The organism is Mycobacterium sp. IDUB_24 (genome assembly GCF_055419385.1).
The window spans coordinates 197,947-212,724 of the sequence record NZ_JBVAXO010000006.1 but is presented as its reverse complement, the minus strand read 5'-3'; the positions used below and the strand labels follow the sequence as shown (position 1 = coordinate 212,724).

Sequence of the window (14,778 nt, the reverse complement as noted above, 5' to 3'; positions counted from 1 at the left end):
GACCTGTTCTATCCCTGCGCCATACGCAGGTTGATCTCCATGACCTCGCGGTAGCCCTCTTCGGCCTCACTCGCCCAGGTCTTGAAGTCGGTAACCGAGTCGTTCATGTCGCCCAGCGCGTCGACCCATTCGCGGTGGCGACGTTGGTAGGCAGCGGCAGCAGTGCCGTCCCAACCTTCACAGACCCGGGCTATAAGACCCTCTACAATGGCCAGACTCTCAGAAGCTTTGGCCAAAAAATGCTGCATTTGTACTTGAAGATCTTGCAGTGCATCAACATCCACGGTGTAACCAGCCAATGTCACACCTGCCCTGACCACGTAGCCCGCAACATTTCAGCGCTGGATTCGTCTTCGTTGACGTAACGGTTGACGCTCAGGGCTACCAGACCGGCTATCACATCGGCGTCTTCGATGATCGATTCAGCCGTCTCCCGGAACTCGTGCCATTCGTTGGCGAATACCGATGCGGCTTCGCCCCGCCACGAACCGTCGACTACCCGGTCAGCGTGTGAAACAAGCCGACGCAACTCATCGCGCAACTCATCAGCGATCGACTGCAATTGATCCGAGGCGCTGCCCAACGTTTCGGCCTGAACGCGCAACTCGTTATCCCTGCCCCCACCAGCATAACTCGGCACAGCCTGCCCCCTTTCGCCCAAAGCAGCCTACAACCAGGACGGGACTGCCCCGAGTTCAGTTGACTCGCGGTGTGTGAATTTCAGGCCGCGGTTGCGACTGGTGTGTGGAGCAGTTCGAACTCTATCGGGGTGAGCCGCCTCGCCAATGCGGGCTCCTTGCTAGCCGCCGATGCCCTGCTCGCTAGCAGCCTCTTGGCCGTGTTCGCGCAGATACCAAACCTGCGGCCGAAGCTCAGCGACTGGTTCACAGAGGGCTACGCCCACGCCCACGACGACAAAGACGCCATGGCTGAAAGTGCGACACGCCTCCTGTTTGCGATCATGTTGGCGTTCATCAATGCTGCCGTGCTTGTAGCGGCGTTAGCCTTCGCACCACCTGGCACGACGGTGGTTAGCGGCGTCATCGGTGGCGTTAGCGCCGCGCTCTTCGTATACATCCTGCTCCTCCTCTTGATGCTATTGCCGCGCATTCTGTACGCCTACACAACAGTCAACGGGGTGCGGGGACAATCTCAGTGGGTTTCGCCGAAAGTAGAACTGCGGCAGTGTAATTCGGCTCCACCCAAGGTTTCCATGTCGGCGCCCCCTACTGTCCAGCAACATGGGGATCGAGGGCCTCTGGCATCCATGGCGCACACCGCGACGAGCACACTGACGTTCAACTGTCCTGTCGACACCGACTGCCCGACCAGATCATGGGGTTGCAGCGCGGCGCCCGCATCTGGTTGTGCCGCACGCTGACACAGGCAGAACGTCGCTGCACGCTGACCCACGAGCTGGCGCACCGCGAGCGCGGCCCGGTGCCGGTGGATCCGGCCGCCGCAGCGCGCAATGCTCGACCTGGAACGCCAGTGGTTCGCCACAGCAGGCGGCAAAGAGGACGCGATCCGGGCGCTCGGCCTCAACCCGGTCCGCTACTACCAGAAGCTCAATCAACTGATCTTGACCGAAGCGGCAGTGGCTTACAACCCCGTGAACGCCAACCGATTACGGCGCCGAGTCAACCTCTAAGCAATTTTGTCACCGCCGTAAGCCGCGCGCCCTAGGATTTGCGCATGACAACACCCGCAGGCTGGTACCCCGATCAATCAGGGACCACCCGCTACTGGGATGGCCAGCAATGGACCACTGCGACCGCACCCGCGACCGGTGGCCCAGCAGCGCCCGGCAGCGAACGCCGTTTCACGATTCACTATGGGTTCGCACTGCTCGCCATCTTCGCGTTCCTCGGCACTGCGATCCCGTGCCTATTTCTGTTTATCGGCGGAGGCAACTCGGATGATCCCGGGGCCGCGAGTATGAGCGCCACGTTCGGAGTCCTCTGGGGCCTGTGGGGGCTCATGTGGACCATCATTTGGGCCGCGTTCGCGATCAACCACACCCTGAAGTCGCGGCGCTGATAGCGGACGGATTCGGCAAGGTTTAGTCGAGCATTCCGTCCATGAAGTCAGCTGCGGCGCGTCAGCTGGTGCGGTCATCGTCGCCGACGACACGACCGACCTTCCGCAGGCTCCGACCGGAGGTGGGATTGGCGGGGATGTGCTTGGGCACAGCGGCATTCAGAACGCTGGACAGGAGCCCGTATTTGTTCGCGATGGTCTTGCGAGCGTGCCTGGTGCCCTTGCGCCCGCCGGTGGTTTCCATGTGTTTGATCCAGCGGCTCAGATCTTCTTCGCCGAGCGCGGCCAGCGGCATCTCGCCGAAGAATGGTTCGATGACGTTGCGGAGGTGATCCTCGTATTTGTCGATGCTGGACTGTTCGACGCCGGTCAGGTGGTCGACGTGGTGACGCACCCAGCTGGCGACCGTCAGCTCAGTCCTGGCGGCCCGCTTGCGGGGTGTGGGGTCGACGCCGTGCATTTCGAGTGCAGGCTGGGTCGCGCTGTGCGTCGATGGCGGCGACGAATGCATCGGCGGATTTGCGGTCATCGGAGGTGTGCGCGCGGATCCTCGGGCCACGGGCACATCGGTGTTTCGGCCGCGATCTCCACGACGATAGGACCAAGTTGAGTCACAACAGCCAAACGCTCTCCAGCAAAACCAAAAAACCCGCTCCGACCGAAGTCAGAGCGGGTTTTTTAAATGTGGAGCTAAGGGGATTCGAACCCCTGACCCCCACACTGCCAGTGTGGTGCGCTACCAACTGCGCCATAGCCCCGTTTGTCGTGCCCCACGAAATTACACCACCGCCACCCTAGGTTCAAAATCGCTGGTCAGGGAACCTCTCCACCGGCCTCCGGACCCAGCGCGCGGGCCGGAGTGTGCTCCGCGGAAGGCCGCCCGCGGGTCTCGGGAGCGAAGATCCAGCCGACCGCGGCGATCAACAGGATCACCCCGCTGATCACGAAGGCCCAGGAGAACGACAGGTACTGCGCGATCAGCCCGACCAGCAGCGAGCCGCCGATCGAACCGACGTCGGCCATCATCTGGAACGTCGCCACCGCGGTGCCGCCGCGGGCCTTGTTGCCGATGATGTCAGCCACGGCAGCCTGCTGCGGCGCGGTGAAGATCCCGGTGGAGAATCCCGCGATGTAGGCACTCACCAGAAACAGCATCAGCCCGTCGGTGAACCCCACCATCACCGTCGAGATCCCGGCCGCGGTGAGCCCGACGATCATGAGTAGGCGCCGCCCCACCCGATCCGACAGGTAACCGCTGGGGATCACCGCGGACACGTTGCCGACGGCGAAGGTGGCCAAGGCGAGTCCCGCCATTCCGGGACCGCGACCCAGCACGTCGACGATGAACAACGGCACCAAGGCAATTCGGAGGCCGAACGCCGACCAGCCGGTCGCGAAGTTCGACAGCAACGCCGCCCGGTACGCACGGTTGCGCAGCGCCGTGCGAACCGTCACCTTGGCGCCTTCCTCAGGCGCGGGTGCGGCCAGCGACGAGTGCCGCAGGCTGATGAACACCACGGCGGCCGCCACCAACAGCGCGACCCCGTAGATGACGAACGGGGCATTCAGGCCGAGCCCCGCGGTGAGGCTGCCGAGCACCGGCCCTCCGACCGAGCCGACCAGGAACGCCGAAGAGAACAGGCCGGCCACCCGTCCGCGGGCATCCTCCGGGCTGACGCGGATCATCAGTCCCAACGCGGACACGAAGAACATCGTCGACCCGATTCCGCCCAGCGACCGGAACAGCAGCAACTGCCAATACGTCTGGGCGAACGCACACGCGCCGGTGGTGACGGCGACGATCAGCAAGCCCCAGACGTAGATCCGGCGCTCCCCCAGCCGCTGGATCAACACCCCGGTGGCCGGCGCGAAACACAGCCTCATCAGCGCGAAGGCAGTGATGACGAACGTCGCGGCGCTGATGCTGACCCCGAAGTGGCGGGCGTAGGCCGGCAGCACCGGCGCCACCACGCCGTAGCCGAGCGCGATGACGGCGTTGGCGACGATCAGGACCCAGACTTCACCGGGCAGCTTCGGCTTGGCGTCGCTCTGACAGTCCCCCTCCTTAACGCTCACCCGATGACTGTATTAACCACGTCCTTGGCGGCCTCCTGCACCTCCGCCAGGTGGTCGGCTCCGAGGAAGGACTCGGCGTAGATCTTGTAGACGTCCTCGGTGCCCGACGGCCGTGCGGCGAACCAGGCGTTCTGCGTCGTGACCTTCAATCCGCCCAGCGCCGCGCCGTTGCCGGGCGCCGCGGTCAGCTTGGCGGTGATCGGCTCACCGGCCAGTTCGGTGGCGCTGACTTGTTCGGGCGACAGCTTGGCCAGCCGGGCCTTCTGCTCCCGGTCGGCCGGCGCGTCGATCCGCGCATAGGTCGGCGAACCGTAGCGTTCGGCCAGCTCGGCATAGCGCTGCGAAGGCGTCGAGCCGGTGATCGCCAGGATCTCCGAGGCCAGCAACGCCAGGATGATGCCGTCCTTGTCGGTGGTCCAGGTCGAACCGTCAGTGCGCAGGAACGAGGCCCCCGCACTTTCCTCACCGCCGAAGCCGATCCCGCCACCGATCAACCCGTCGACGAACCACTTGAACCCGACGGGCACCTCGACCAGCTTGCGATCCAGCCCGGCCACCACGCGATCGATGATCGAACTGCTCACCGCGGTCTTGCCCACCGCGGTGGCTGCCGGCCATTCCGGGCGATGGGTGTAGAGGTAGTCGATGGCCACCGCGAGATAGTGGTTGGGATTCATCAGCCCGCCGTCGGGAGTGACGATGCCGTGCCGGTCGGAGTCGGCGTCATTGCCGGTGGCGATCTGGTAGGAATCCCGGTTGGCAATCAGCCCAGCCATGGCATTCGGTGAGCTGCAATCCATCCGGATCTTGCCGTCGGTGTCCAGGGTCATGAACCGCCAGGTTGCGTCCACCAGCGGGTTCACCACGGTCAGGTCCAGGTTGTACCGGTCGGCGATGGCGCCCCAGTAGTCGACGCTGGCCCCGCCCAGCGGGTCGGCCCCGATGCGGATTCCCTCGGCCCGGATCGCGTGCAGGTCCACCACATTGGCCAGATCCGCGACATAGGCATCGAGATAGTCGTGACGCTGGGCCATCTGCAATGCCCTCGACAGCGGCATGCGTTTCACCGACTTGAACCCCTCACGCAGGATCTCGTTGGCGCGCTTGGCAATCCACCCGGTGGCGTCGGTGTCCGCGGGCCCGCCGTTGGGCGGGTTGTACTTGAAGCCGCCGTCGCGCGGCGGGTTGTGTGAGGGGGTGACGACGATTCCGTCGGCCAAATCTGCATCTCGGCCCCGGTTGAAAGTCAGGATGGCGTGGCTGACCGCGGGCGTCGGGGTGTAGCGATCGGCCGAATCGATCATGGCCACCACATCGTTCGCTGCGAGCACCTCCAGGGCCGAGGCCCAGGCCGGCTCCGACAGGGCGTGGGTGTCGCGGCCGATGAACAACGGTCCGGTGGTGCCCTGCGCGGCCCGGTATTCGACGATGGCCTGGGTGGTGGCCAGGATGTGGCCTTCGTTGAATGCGGTGTCCAGACTGGAGCCGCGGTGCCCGGACGTGCCGAACGCCACCTGCTGCGCAATGTCATCGGGGTCGGGCCGCCTGGTGTAGTAGGCGGTCACCACCTCGGCGATGTCGATCAGATCCTCGGGTTGAGCCGGTTGCCCGGCACGGGGATTGGCAGCCATGGTTCCCGATTGTGCTCCCGAACGAATGTCGGTGCCCGCTAGTCGCGCACTAGCCGCCATACTTTTGGCTTATGTTCGGCCACGATCCCCGAGAATTGGCCGCGGTGTTCGCCGGCGGTGCCCTGGGCACCCTGGCGCGCGCCGGCTTGGCGGTGCTCGCGGCCCACGATCCCGGACATTGGCCCTGGCCCACCTTCATCGTGAACATCGTCGGTGCGTTCCTGCTCGGCTACTTCACCACCCGCCTGCTGGAGCGGCTGCCCGTGTCCAGCTACCGCCGGCCGCTGTTGGGCACGGGGTTGTGTGGCGGGCTCACCACGTTCTCCACGATGCAGGTCGAGACGATCACGATGCTCGAACATGGTCATTGGGCGTTGGCCGCCGGCTACACCGCGGCGAGCATCGCTGCCGGCCTACTCGCAGTGGCGATCGCGACCGCGCTCGTGCGGCGAGCCATGGTGCGAGGTTGAGTGCCCCGATGACCGCCGTCGTCTGGGCCGGGGTGATGCTGCTCGGCGGCGTCGGGGCGGTCTGCCGGTTCATGCTCGACCGCGCAGTGTCCGCCCGACATTCCCGGGGCTTCCCGTTCGGCACCCTGGCGGTCAACCTCAGCGGCGCCTTTCTGCTGGGCTTCCTCGGCGGCCTGGCGCTGAACCCACACGCCGCGCTACTGGCCGGCACCGCATTCGTCGGCTCCTACACGACGTTCTCCACCTGGATGCTGGAAACCCAGCGGCTCGGCGAGGAGCGCCGGATCTGGCCGGCGGTGGGCAATATCGTCGTCGGCGTCGCACTCGGCCTGACCGCGGCGTGGCTGGGCATGTCACTGGGGAGCCGGCTGTGACCACCACCGACTACCTCAAACTGACCGCGTATTTCGCCGAGCGACTGCGTCACGAGAACCGCTTCGTCGCCGACGCGCTGTTGGATCTGTACGGCAACAGCGACATCGCGATCAGCGTGATGCTGCGCGGAATCTCCAGCTTCGGACCACACCACCATCTACGCACCGACGAAACGTTGACCGCCTCGGAGGATCCCCCGATCGTCATCGCCGCCGTCGATGCCGCCGACAAGATATCCGCATTGGCCGAGCAGACCGTCAATCTCATTCCCCGAGGGCTGATCACCCTCGAACGGGCCCAATTGGTCCGCCGCGAGTCGCCCGCGCCGACCGTGACCGACTTCGCCAAGCTGACGGTGTACGTCGGCCGCCATCACCGGATCGGTGGAGTTCCGGCCTACCGTGCGGTGTGCGATCTGCTGTATCAGCGCGGGTTCGCCGAGGCCACCGTGTTCCTCGGGGTCGACGGCACCGTGCACGGCCGGCGTCGACGTGCGGCGTTCTTCGGCCGAAACACCGACGTGCCGTTGATGATCATCGGCCTCGGAACCGGAGGGCAGGTGAACACCGTGCTCGGTGAGCTCACCGAACTTCTGGCGCACAACCCACTGCTCACCGTCGAGCGGGCACAACTGTGCAAGCGGGGCGGGCAATTGCTGACCCGCCCGGCCGAACTCCCGGGCTCCGACGCCGAGGGCCGACCGCTGTGGCAGAAGTTGATGGTGCACACGTCGGAGACCGCGCACCACGACGGAGTGCCCGTTCACCGCGCGATCGTCCGCAGGCTGATGCAGAGCGGCGCGGCCAGCGGTGCCACCGTGCTGCGCGCGGTGTGGGGCTTCACCGGCGAGGACAAACCGCACGGTGACCGGCTGTTTCAGTTCGGGCGGCAGGTGCCGGTGACGACGATCGTGGTGGACACCCCGGAACGGATCGCCGGAGCCTTCGAGATCATCGACGAACTCACTCGCGAGCACGGCGTGATCACCGCTGAGATGGTGCCCTCGGCAACTGTCGTCGACACCGGCCACCGCCTCGGCGGCACTGACCTGGCGCGCTTTAGTTACTAAGCCCACAGCAGGACTGGTAAGGCTAGCCTAGCTTTCCTTCGCCGTGTACCGTGCGACCCCATGCAGTCGACAACACCCGAAGCGGTCAGCGCCGCCCTTACCGAGATCCTTCGCGACGACATGAACGTCGATGTCCGTCGGGTGACCAGGGAATCCCGCCTCGTCGACGACGCCGGCCTGGATTCGGTGGCCTTCGCGGTGGGCATGGTGGCGATCGAAGACAAGCTCGGGGTCGTCCTGTCCGAAGAAGACCTGCTCAGCTGCGACACCGTCGGAGACCTCGAGGCGGCCATCCTGGCGAAAGTGCCTGCCGCGCAGAGCAGCCAGTGAGCGTGCTCGCCACGGCCCTCGCCGCGTCGCTGACCGCGAGCGACGCCGATCTCGTGGTGTACGACCAGGATGCGCGCGCCTGGACCCGCCACCCATGGGGGCAGATGTATGCCCGCGCCGAGAACGTCGCCGAACAGATCGGCAACGACGGTTCCACGGCTGTCGGTGTGGTCGGTGAGCCCACCGTGGAAGGAATCGCGACAGTTCTCGGCGGCCTCCTTTCCGGCGCAGCGCTTTCCGTACTGCCCGGTCCCGTTCGGGGAGCGGACGCCGGTCAGTGGGCGCATTCCACGCTGGAGAGGTTCGCCGCCATCGGGGTGGGCACCGTGTTCAGCCATGGCGACTGCCTGAATCTGCTGCAGAAGGCCGAGCCGTCCCTCGCGATCCATGACGACGTCGTCGTCGCCCACACCCAGCGCTCCACCACGCTGCCGCTGGGAACCGGTCCCTGCGCCGTGCTGCAGGGCACGGCAGGTTCCACCGGCACACCACGCACCGCTCAGATGCCACCATCGGCAGTACTGGCCAATCTGAATGGCCTGGCCGAGCGAATCAGCTTGTCGCCCAGCGATATCGGTTGCTCCTGGCTGCCGTTGTACCACGACATGGGCCTGACCTTCCTGCTCACCGGCGCAGTCCGCGGCATCGAGGTGTGGCAGGCGCCGACGGCGGCGTTCGCCGCCTCACCGTTCAGCTGGGTGCGCTGGCTCACCGAGAGCCGCGCCACCCTGACCGCCGCGCCGAACATGGCGTACGGACTGATCGGCAAATACTCCCGGCGGCTGACCGATCTGGACCTGTCGGCTGTGCGGTTCGCCCTCAACGGCGGCGAACCGGTCGATTGTGAGGCCACGAGCCGGTTCGGCACCGAGCTGGCCCGCTTCGGCTTCAACCCCGGAGCCCTCTCACCGTCCTACGGCATGGCCGAATCATCCTGCGCGGTCACGGTTCCCGTTCCCGGGTTCGGCGTGGTGCTCGACGAGATCACCGTCACCACGGACGCCGGCTCCAATCAGCAGCAGCTCGCGGTCCTCGGTGACGCCATCGCCGGGATGGAAGTGCGCCTGCACCCCGGCGACGACAACGCCGGCATCGTCGGCCGCGAGGTGGGCGAGATCGAGATCCGTGGCACCTCGATGATGTCGGGCTACCTCGGCCAGACCCCGCTGAATCCCGGAGACTGGTTCGCCACCGGCGATCTGGGCTACTTCGTCGACGGCGGGCTGGTGGTGTGCGGGCGCACCAAGGAACTGATCACGGTCGCCGGACGCAACATCTTCCCCACCGAGATCGAGCGAGTTGCCGCCCAGGTCAAAGGAGTTCGCGAAGGCGCAGTGGTTGCCGTGGGTGCCGGCGAGAAGGCAGTCCGGTCCGGTCTGGTGATCGCGGCGGAGTTCCGCGGCGCCGACGAGGCCGGGGCCCGCAGCCAGGTCATCCAGCAGGTGGCCTCCGAATGCGGCATAGTGCCCGCCGACGTGGTGTTCCTGACACCGGGCTCACTCCCCCGCACCTCCTCGGGCAAGCTGCGCCGCCTGGAGGTCAAACGACAGATGGAGGCAGCGAAGTCATGACCGCCACAGTTCCGACACCGGTGCCGGCCACCACGACCCTCGACGAGTACCGCGATCTGCTGGATCGGGTGTTCGACGACCAGGTCAAGGCATGGACCGCCGAAGCCGAAGAGACCGAACGTTTTCCGCGCGCACTCATCGAACACCTCGGACGCAATGGGGTGTTCACCGAGAAATGGGGCGACGGTCAGCAACCTGATGTGGCCAAGCTGATCGAGTTGGCCTTCGCACTGGGCCGGACGGGTTCTTCCGGCATCGGGGTGGGTGTCAGCCTGCATGATTCGGCCATCGCCCTCCTGCGCCGGTTCGGCAAATCCGATCACCTCCGTACCATCTGCGAACAAGCCGTTCGCGGCGAGGCCGTGCTGTGCATCGCTGCCTCTGAAGAATCCGGCGGCTCGGATCTGCAGATCGTGGAGACTGAAGTCCGCACGGCACGAGACGGTTTCGAGATCAAGGGCATCAAGAAGTTCGTCTCGCTGTCGCCGGTCGCCGACCACATCATGGTGGTGGCCCGCAACGTCGACCACGACCCGACGAGCCGGCACGGCAACGTCGTCGTCATCGCCGTCCCGACCTCACAGGTCGAGGTACAGACCCCCTACCGCAAGGTAGGCAACGGCCCTCTCGATACCGCCGCGGTGCACATCGACACCTGGGTGCCCGCCGACCATCTGGTGGCCCGGGCCGGGACCGGGCTCGCGGCAATCTCCTGGGGCCTGGCCCACGAACGCATGTCGATTTCGGGGCAGGTGGCCTCCGGGTCACAACGAATCCTCGGAATCACGTTGGCGCGCATGATGAAGCGTCGCCAGTTCGGCCACACGCTCTATGAGCACCAGGCGCTGCGGATGCGGATCGCCGATCTGCAGGCCCGCGTCGACCTGCTGCGTTACGCCCTGGCCGGGGTGGCCCTACAGGGCAAGCTCGACCTCCGAGCCGCCGCCGCCTTCAAGGTGACTGCCGCACGTCTGGGCGAGGAGGTCGCGTCGGAGTGCATGCACATCTTCGGCGGATCGGGCTATCTCGTCGACGAGACCCCGCTGGGTAAGTGGTGGCGCGACATGAAGCTGGCCCGGGTCGGTGGCGGCACCGACGAGGTGCTCTGGGAACTGGTGGCGGCCGCGATGAAGCCCGACTACGAGGGCTACGAGGAATTCGCCGGCGCCTGAACCGGTCCCGGCGCGGTCACCCGGCGGCGCCGAAGGCGTCGTCGGGGGTACGCGGCAGCGCGTAGAGGGCCATCCGCCGGTTCGACATCTGGTGCTCACCGAGGAATTCGCATCCCGCCCATTCGCACAGCCGTCGGGCTCCGGTGTTGCGGTGGTCCGGGTCGAACATGATCCGGCGGCAGTCCGGGTCGAGCTCGAACACGCCGGCCACGATGCGCGGCAACAGGATCGGGCCGATCCCGCGGTTGACGAATCTCAGATCGGCGATCGCGGCGTGCATTCCGATGTCGTGTGGATCGGCGGCGTAGCGGGGGGCGATGGAATCCTTGGCCGCCCGGTACAACTCGACGTAACCGGCGGGCTTTCCGCGAAAGCTCGCGATCAACGGCCGTGAGTACTGGCCGTCGAGCTGAGCCTGCAGGTATCGCCGCCAGCGGTCCGGCGCCCAGTCGTATTCCCAGGCTTCGACCAGGTGCGGTCGGTTCATCCACTCCGAGATCAACTCAGCGTCGGCGGCAGCATCGGCCGGCCGGATGTCGTACGGCTCGGCCAGTACCGGGATGGGCGCTGCGCCGACCGCGCGCACCTCGTCGGGGATGTCGGTCAGCTCGCGTTTGAGGACGGGGGCCCCTGGCAGGTCCGCCACGTCGGTATCGAAATCGGTCATTTGAGCGCCGAGCCTACCGTAGCGACTGAGGGTAGGTTTACCTTCCTCCGGCTCAGGCGAGCAGCTTGGCCAACACCGTGAGATGGCTGAGTTCAACGTCGCGGGTGGCAGTCACCAACGTGGCCGGCCCCGCACTGACCAGCGCCCGCAACTCCTCGAAGGCCGTGGCCTCCTCACCGGACTGCAGCTCCTCGGTGTAGCGCGCCACGAAGTCGTCGTAGCGCTCGGGCTTGTGGTCGTACCAGTGACGCAGTTCCGTGGAGGGGGCCACCGCGGGCAGCCAATGGCCCACCCGTGGATCGGTCTTCTTCATTCCCCTGGGCCACAGCCGATCGACCAGGACCCGCTGGCCCTCATCGGGTTCGGGCTCGGCGTACACGCGAGCCAACCGCACTCGGTTTTTCGCCGCCATGCCGTGCCATGGTAGTAGGCATGAGCGTCGATCGGGTCGCAGATCTGCAGCGCTGGCAGGATTCCGGCGCGCACTGGCGCGTCCTCACCCGCACCACGGACAGCATCACGATCTCCTTGCTGCGCTGCGACGGCGGCGAGGAAGTGGACCGGTTCAGCTCCTCAGATCCGCGACTTCTCGCTTTCGTGGGCGCCCGCACCGCGAGCGACGACGACGCCTGAGACCGGTAGCGTCACACCGCCGGACCGAAGCGTGCCAGCCGGGCCAGCTGATCGCGGTCCTCCACCCCGAGCTTGGCGAACATGCGGTACAGATGGCCGTCGACAGTGCGCACGGACAGGCACAGTTTGCCGGCGATCTGCCGGTTGCTCAGCCCCACCCCGACCAGGTCGGCGATCTCCCACTCGCGATGGGTGAGCGGCAGCGGGTCACCGACGCAGCGCAGCGCCGGGGTGCGCGCACCGGTCTGGCCCGCCAGCCACACTGCTCTGGCCGCGGATTCCAATTCGCTGCCGCGGCAGCCGGCCTCGGCGAACATCCGGGCCGCATCGGCGGCAGCGTCGGCGGCCGGCACCAGCGCACCGAGCGTCTCGAACCGGTCCGCCGCGGCGACGAGCAATGCCGGATCATGCCGCGTCAGACCGAGACTGTGCGCTCCAACAGCTTCTGCCACCCGCGTCCCGCGCCGCCGCACCAACTGCTGGATCCGCCGGTGGACTGACGAAGCCCCGAACCTCAGCGCGGTATGCAGGGCCGTGAGCTCGATCGCGTCCATCCCGCTCGCTCCGGCGATGTCCGCAGCCAGCACCGCGTGCTCGACGGCGAGGCCGGTCTGGCCGGTCGCGGCCGCCGCCCACGCCCGGGCCAGCTCCAGCTCGGGCCGGAACACCTCGCGTGGCCCGGCTGCGGCAGCCTCGGCCCGCGCCAGCGCTGCGTCCGCAGCAACGCCGTCACCGCGCATGCCCTCACCTTGAGCCAGACAGGCCACAACGACCATGGACCACCCCGGCGGAAGTCCTCGCGGCGTAGTCCAGGACGCTGCCTGCAGCGCATCACAGGCGGACGAAAGGCGACCACGGGCCAGTTCCACTCGCCCATACAGTGCGGTCACGATGGCCTCGGCCTGCGGCGAACCGGCCGCCCGCACGGCGTAGGCATCGCAGATATCGCGTGCCTTCGCCAGCTCCACGTCGCCCAGGGCCGCCGACACCTGGGCGAAGACGAACCAGTACCGCGGCAGGCCCGGCGCGCAGCCTTCGGCAGCCAGCTCACCCGCGTGCGCCACCGCGACAGCCTCGTCCAACCGACCGGACAGGGCCAAGGCGCTCGAGGTGGCCAGCGCGGCCCATACGGTGGCCGTCGGCGACACTTCCTGGTCCAGTACACCGGTGCCCAAAGCGATCGCCTCGGCCAGCTCACCGACGTGGAAGGCGAAAACCGCTTCCATCGCCGTGACCAGACTCACCGTCTGTGGACAGTGCAGGTGCTCGCGGAGCATGGAGAGCACGACACGTGCCGCGTCCGGTCGAGCGCATCCGAAGAACAGGTTCGATGCCCGCAAACAGCCCCACCGGGCCAGCATCGCTTCGTCATCGAAGGCCGGCACCGACCGGGCCAGCAGTTCCTCGGCCTGCTCGCACCGGCCCTGCCAACTCATCGCATCGGCCAGCACGATCACCGCGGACATCCCCGCACCGTGATCCACCGCGTACCGCGCAAGCTCTTCTCCGAGAGACAGATTGGACATGGTGACCGCACTGGCAGCAGCTTCGGCGACGGCATCCGGATCCGCCGGAACTTCGCCTCCCACCATGAATCGAGCCAGTTGGATTCGACTGCGCACGTCCGGCGCCGGACCGTTACCGGGCGATTGAAGGTGTGCCGCCAGCAGCACAGCCAACTCCGTATTGATCTGGCGGATTCGGGTTTTCGAGCATCGGCCGCGCGCAACCTCACCGATGATCGGGTGGCCGGGCTGCACCAGGGTGCAGGCCGCAGCGTTGAGCACCTGGATCGCTCCGCGGCGTTCCACCCGGGCGATCGCGTCGAGGTCGCAGGCCGCTGTCAGCACATCCCAGTCGAGGACCTCGGCGGTGGAGACCACCTCGACCACGGCCCGCTCGCTCGGTGTCAGCGTGTCGAATCGCGAACTGATGAGGGCGTGCAGATCCGCACTGGCCCGTAGCCGCCCGCGCAGCCGCCACCGACCGTGATCGCACACCAGCACCCCGTCGCCGAGTGCCGCGTTGACCGCCCCCCGAAGGTAGAGCGGGCTGCCGGAGGAGAACCGATGCAGTTCAGCGACCGCGCGCGAGTCGACGTCGGCGTGCAACACCGCTGCCACCAACTCACCGGTCTGCTCCCGGGTGAAGGGTTCCAGGTCAAACCGCAGCAGCAGCTGTTCCTTCCACAACGCGGTCACGGCATCGGATGTGGGCGCGTGGTTTTGGATGGTGACGATCAGTTTCGCCGAGTCGTGGACCGCCAGTTGCTGGACCAGTAGTGCCGACAGCGGATCGAGGTGCTGCGCGTCGTCGACCACGATGACCAGATCCGATTCTGCGGCCAGCGCCTCATGCGCCGCGGCGAGCATCACCGTGGGGTCATGCGCGTCGGTCAGGGTGAGCGCGGGCAGAAATGCCCCGAGCGGTACCGCCTGCCCGGTTTCGGTGCCCAGGACGAACCGCACCGGGTGCCCGTCGGTCTCCATCTCGGCGGCCAGCGCCCGGGCCAGCGCCGACTTGCCCACGCCGGCTCCGCCCGCCAGCACCACGCCCCGGAAGTCACCGCGCAACGCCTGCGCGGCCTCGCGCAGTTCGGCATCTCGTGCGACAAATGGCCAGTCCGACAAAAACGACCCCCACATGCTTCGCGTCGTACCCGGCTGACGGTACGCCGGTACCGGAATCTGTAATGGTCATTCACCGCGGGCGCAACTCGAATCCTTGCCTCAGGAAACACTTCT

The 14,778-nt window shown here is 66.7% G+C and carries 18 protein-coding genes and 1 tRNA gene; 10 read left to right on the top strand and 9 right to left on the bottom strand.

The genetic code is table 11. The features are described 5' to 3' along the window. Positions 1–8: 8 nt before the first annotated feature. Entirely contained in the window at positions 9–299 is a 291-nt protein-coding gene (locus ACZYZF_RS21340; protein ID WP_463836749.1) for a WXG100 family type VII secretion target, read from the bottom strand. A 2-nt stretch (positions 300–301) separates the two neighbouring features. Next, complete coding sequence (locus ACZYZF_RS21335) at positions 302–640, bottom strand: WXG100 family type VII secretion target (protein WP_463836748.1); 339 nt, start codon at positions 638–640, stop codon at positions 302–304. A 129-nt stretch (positions 641–769) separates the two neighbouring features. Between ACZYZF_RS21335 and ACZYZF_RS21330 the strand changes: the two genes are divergently transcribed. The 3 genes from ACZYZF_RS21330 (at position 770) to ACZYZF_RS21320 (ending at position 2,040) form a co-directional block, all read left to right on the top strand. After that, on the top strand, positions 770–1,381 hold the full coding sequence (locus ACZYZF_RS21330) for a hypothetical protein (RefSeq protein ID WP_463836747.1): 612 nt from the start codon (positions 770–772) through the stop codon (positions 1,379–1,381). Positions 1,382–1,471: 90 nt separating this feature from the next. After that, positions 1,472–1,651 (top strand): DUF3263 domain-containing protein, encoded by a 180-nt coding sequence (locus tag ACZYZF_RS21325; RefSeq protein ID WP_463836746.1) that lies wholly within the window; start codon positions 1,472–1,474, stop codon positions 1,649–1,651. 44 nt (positions 1,652–1,695) lie between these two features. After that, a complete protein-coding gene (locus tag ACZYZF_RS21320; protein ID WP_463836745.1) occupies positions 1,696–2,040 on the top strand; it encodes a DUF2510 domain-containing protein in 345 nt (114 codons plus the stop codon). Between the two features lie 61 nt (positions 2,041–2,101). On the opposite strand, the gene ACZYZF_RS21315 is transcribed toward ACZYZF_RS21320, so the two are convergent. From ACZYZF_RS21315 to pgm, 4 genes are all read right to left on the bottom strand, one after another. Beyond that, on the bottom strand, positions 2,102–2,569 hold the full coding sequence (locus ACZYZF_RS21315; RefSeq protein ID WP_463836744.1) for a tyrosine-type recombinase/integrase: 468 nt from the start codon (positions 2,567–2,569) through the stop codon (positions 2,102–2,104). A 156-nt stretch (positions 2,570–2,725) separates the two neighbouring features. Continuing rightward, positions 2,726–2,798 (bottom strand) — tRNA-Ala (locus ACZYZF_RS21310). 55 nt (positions 2,799–2,853) lie between these two features. Then, the gene (locus tag ACZYZF_RS21305; protein ID WP_463744466.1) at positions 2,854–4,116 is read right to left on the bottom strand and encodes an MFS transporter; all 1,263 of its coding nucleotides are present in this window, start codon (positions 4,114–4,116) and stop codon (positions 2,854–2,856) included. Then, positions 4,113–5,747 carry a phosphoglucomutase (alpha-D-glucose-1,6-bisphosphate-dependent) gene (gene pgm / locus ACZYZF_RS21300; protein WP_463836743.1) on the bottom strand — a complete coding sequence of 545 codons (1,635 nt, stop codon included), beginning with the start codon at positions 5,745–5,747 and terminating at the stop codon, positions 4,113–4,115. Before pgm ends, ACZYZF_RS21305 begins: the two co-directional genes overlap by 4 nt. A 71-nt stretch (positions 5,748–5,818) precedes the next feature. Here pgm and crcB (ACZYZF_RS21295) point away from each other — a divergent pair, with 71 nt between their 5' ends. The 6 genes from crcB (ACZYZF_RS21295) to mbtN are packed head-to-tail and all read left to right on the top strand — an operon-like array spanning position 5,819 to position 10,734. Further along, a complete protein-coding gene (gene crcB / locus ACZYZF_RS21295) occupies positions 5,819–6,217 on the top strand; it encodes a fluoride efflux transporter CrcB (protein ID WP_463744468.1) in 399 nt (132 codons plus the stop codon). A gap of 8 nt (positions 6,218–6,225) precedes the next feature. Further along, positions 6,226–6,591, top strand: a complete 366-nt coding sequence (gene crcB, locus ACZYZF_RS21290; RefSeq protein ID WP_463836742.1) for a fluoride efflux transporter CrcB — start codon at positions 6,226–6,228, stop codon at positions 6,589–6,591. Beyond that, the gene (locus tag ACZYZF_RS21285; protein ID WP_463836741.1) at positions 6,588–7,661 is read left to right on the top strand and encodes a DUF190 domain-containing protein; all 1,074 of its coding nucleotides are present in this window, start codon (positions 6,588–6,590) and stop codon (positions 7,659–7,661) included. The genes crcB (ACZYZF_RS21290) and ACZYZF_RS21285 overlap by 4 nt, the downstream gene beginning before the upstream one ends. 60 nt (positions 7,662–7,721) lie before the next feature. Continuing rightward, positions 7,722–7,991: an acyl carrier protein gene (locus tag ACZYZF_RS21280; RefSeq protein ID WP_055112333.1), complete on the top strand. Its 270-nt coding sequence runs from the start codon at positions 7,722–7,724 to the stop codon at positions 7,989–7,991. Further along, positions 7,988–9,562: a long-chain-fatty acid--ACP ligase MbtM gene (gene mbtM / locus ACZYZF_RS21275; RefSeq protein WP_463836740.1), complete on the top strand. Its 1,575-nt coding sequence runs from the start codon at positions 7,988–7,990 to the stop codon at positions 9,560–9,562. Before ACZYZF_RS21280 ends, mbtM begins: the two co-directional genes overlap by 4 nt. Beyond that, positions 9,559–10,734, top strand: a complete 1,176-nt coding sequence (gene mbtN, locus ACZYZF_RS21270; RefSeq protein ID WP_463744471.1) for a mycobactin biosynthesis acyl-ACP dehydrogenase MbtN — start codon at positions 9,559–9,561, stop codon at positions 10,732–10,734. The genes mbtM and mbtN overlap by 4 nt, the downstream gene beginning before the upstream one ends. A gap of 16 nt (positions 10,735–10,750) precedes the next feature. On the opposite strand, the gene ACZYZF_RS21265 is transcribed toward mbtN, so the two are convergent. Together ACZYZF_RS21265 and ACZYZF_RS21260 are read right to left on the bottom strand one after the other, a co-directional pair. After that, positions 10,751–11,401, bottom strand: coding sequence for a GNAT family N-acetyltransferase (locus ACZYZF_RS21265; RefSeq protein WP_463744472.1), 651 nt, complete (start codon positions 11,399–11,401; stop codon positions 10,751–10,753). Between the two features lie 52 nt (positions 11,402–11,453). Then, positions 11,454–11,813 carry a DUF488 domain-containing protein gene (locus ACZYZF_RS21260; protein ID WP_463744473.1) on the bottom strand — a complete coding sequence of 120 codons (360 nt, stop codon included), beginning with the start codon at positions 11,811–11,813 and terminating at the stop codon, positions 11,454–11,456. A 20-nt stretch (positions 11,814–11,833) separates the two neighbouring features. Here ACZYZF_RS21260 and ACZYZF_RS21255 point away from each other — a divergent pair, with 20 nt between their 5' ends. Continuing rightward, positions 11,834–12,034: a hypothetical protein gene (locus tag ACZYZF_RS21255; protein ID WP_463744474.1), complete on the top strand. Its 201-nt coding sequence runs from the start codon at positions 11,834–11,836 to the stop codon at positions 12,032–12,034. 11 nt (positions 12,035–12,045) lie between these two features. On the opposite strand, the gene ACZYZF_RS21250 is transcribed toward ACZYZF_RS21255, so the two are convergent. Further along, a complete protein-coding gene (locus ACZYZF_RS21250) occupies positions 12,046–14,679 on the bottom strand; it encodes a LuxR C-terminal-related transcriptional regulator (protein WP_463836739.1) in 2,634 nt (877 codons plus the stop codon). Positions 14,680–14,778: the final 99 nt, after the last annotated feature.

Coding starts and splice junctions, on each gene's coding strand:
- ACZYZF_RS21325 (WP_463836746.1), top strand. CDS start 1,472: ATGCTCGACCTGGAACGCCAGTGGTTCGCCACAGCAGGCGGCAAAGAG.
- ACZYZF_RS21320 (WP_463836745.1), top strand. CDS start 1,696: ATGACAACACCCGCAGGCTGGTACCCCGATCAATCAGGGACCACCCGC.
- ACZYZF_RS21315 (WP_463836744.1), bottom strand. CDS start 2,569: ATGACCGCAAATCCGCCGATGCATTCGTCGCCGCCATCGACGCACAGC.
- pgm (WP_463836743.1), bottom strand. CDS start 5,747: ATGGCTGCCAATCCCCGTGCCGGGCAACCGGCTCAACCCGAGGATCTG.
- crcB (WP_463744468.1), top strand. CDS start 5,819: ATGTTCGGCCACGATCCCCGAGAATTGGCCGCGGTGTTCGCCGGCGGT.
- crcB (WP_463836742.1), top strand. CDS start 6,226: ATGACCGCCGTCGTCTGGGCCGGGGTGATGCTGCTCGGCGGCGTCGGG.
- ACZYZF_RS21280 (WP_055112333.1), top strand. CDS start 7,722: ATGCAGTCGACAACACCCGAAGCGGTCAGCGCCGCCCTTACCGAGATC.
- mbtN (WP_463744471.1), top strand. CDS start 9,559: ATGACCGCCACAGTTCCGACACCGGTGCCGGCCACCACGACCCTCGAC.
- ACZYZF_RS21265 (WP_463744472.1), bottom strand. CDS start 11,401: ATGACCGATTTCGATACCGACGTGGCGGACCTGCCAGGGGCCCCCGTC.
- ACZYZF_RS21260 (WP_463744473.1), bottom strand. CDS start 11,813: ATGGCGGCGAAAAACCGAGTGCGGTTGGCTCGCGTGTACGCCGAGCCC.
- ACZYZF_RS21255 (WP_463744474.1), top strand. CDS start 11,834: ATGAGCGTCGATCGGGTCGCAGATCTGCAGCGCTGGCAGGATTCCGGC.
- ACZYZF_RS21250 (WP_463836739.1), bottom strand. CDS start 14,679: ATGTGGGGGTCGTTTTTGTCGGACTGGCCATTTGTCGCACGAGATGCC.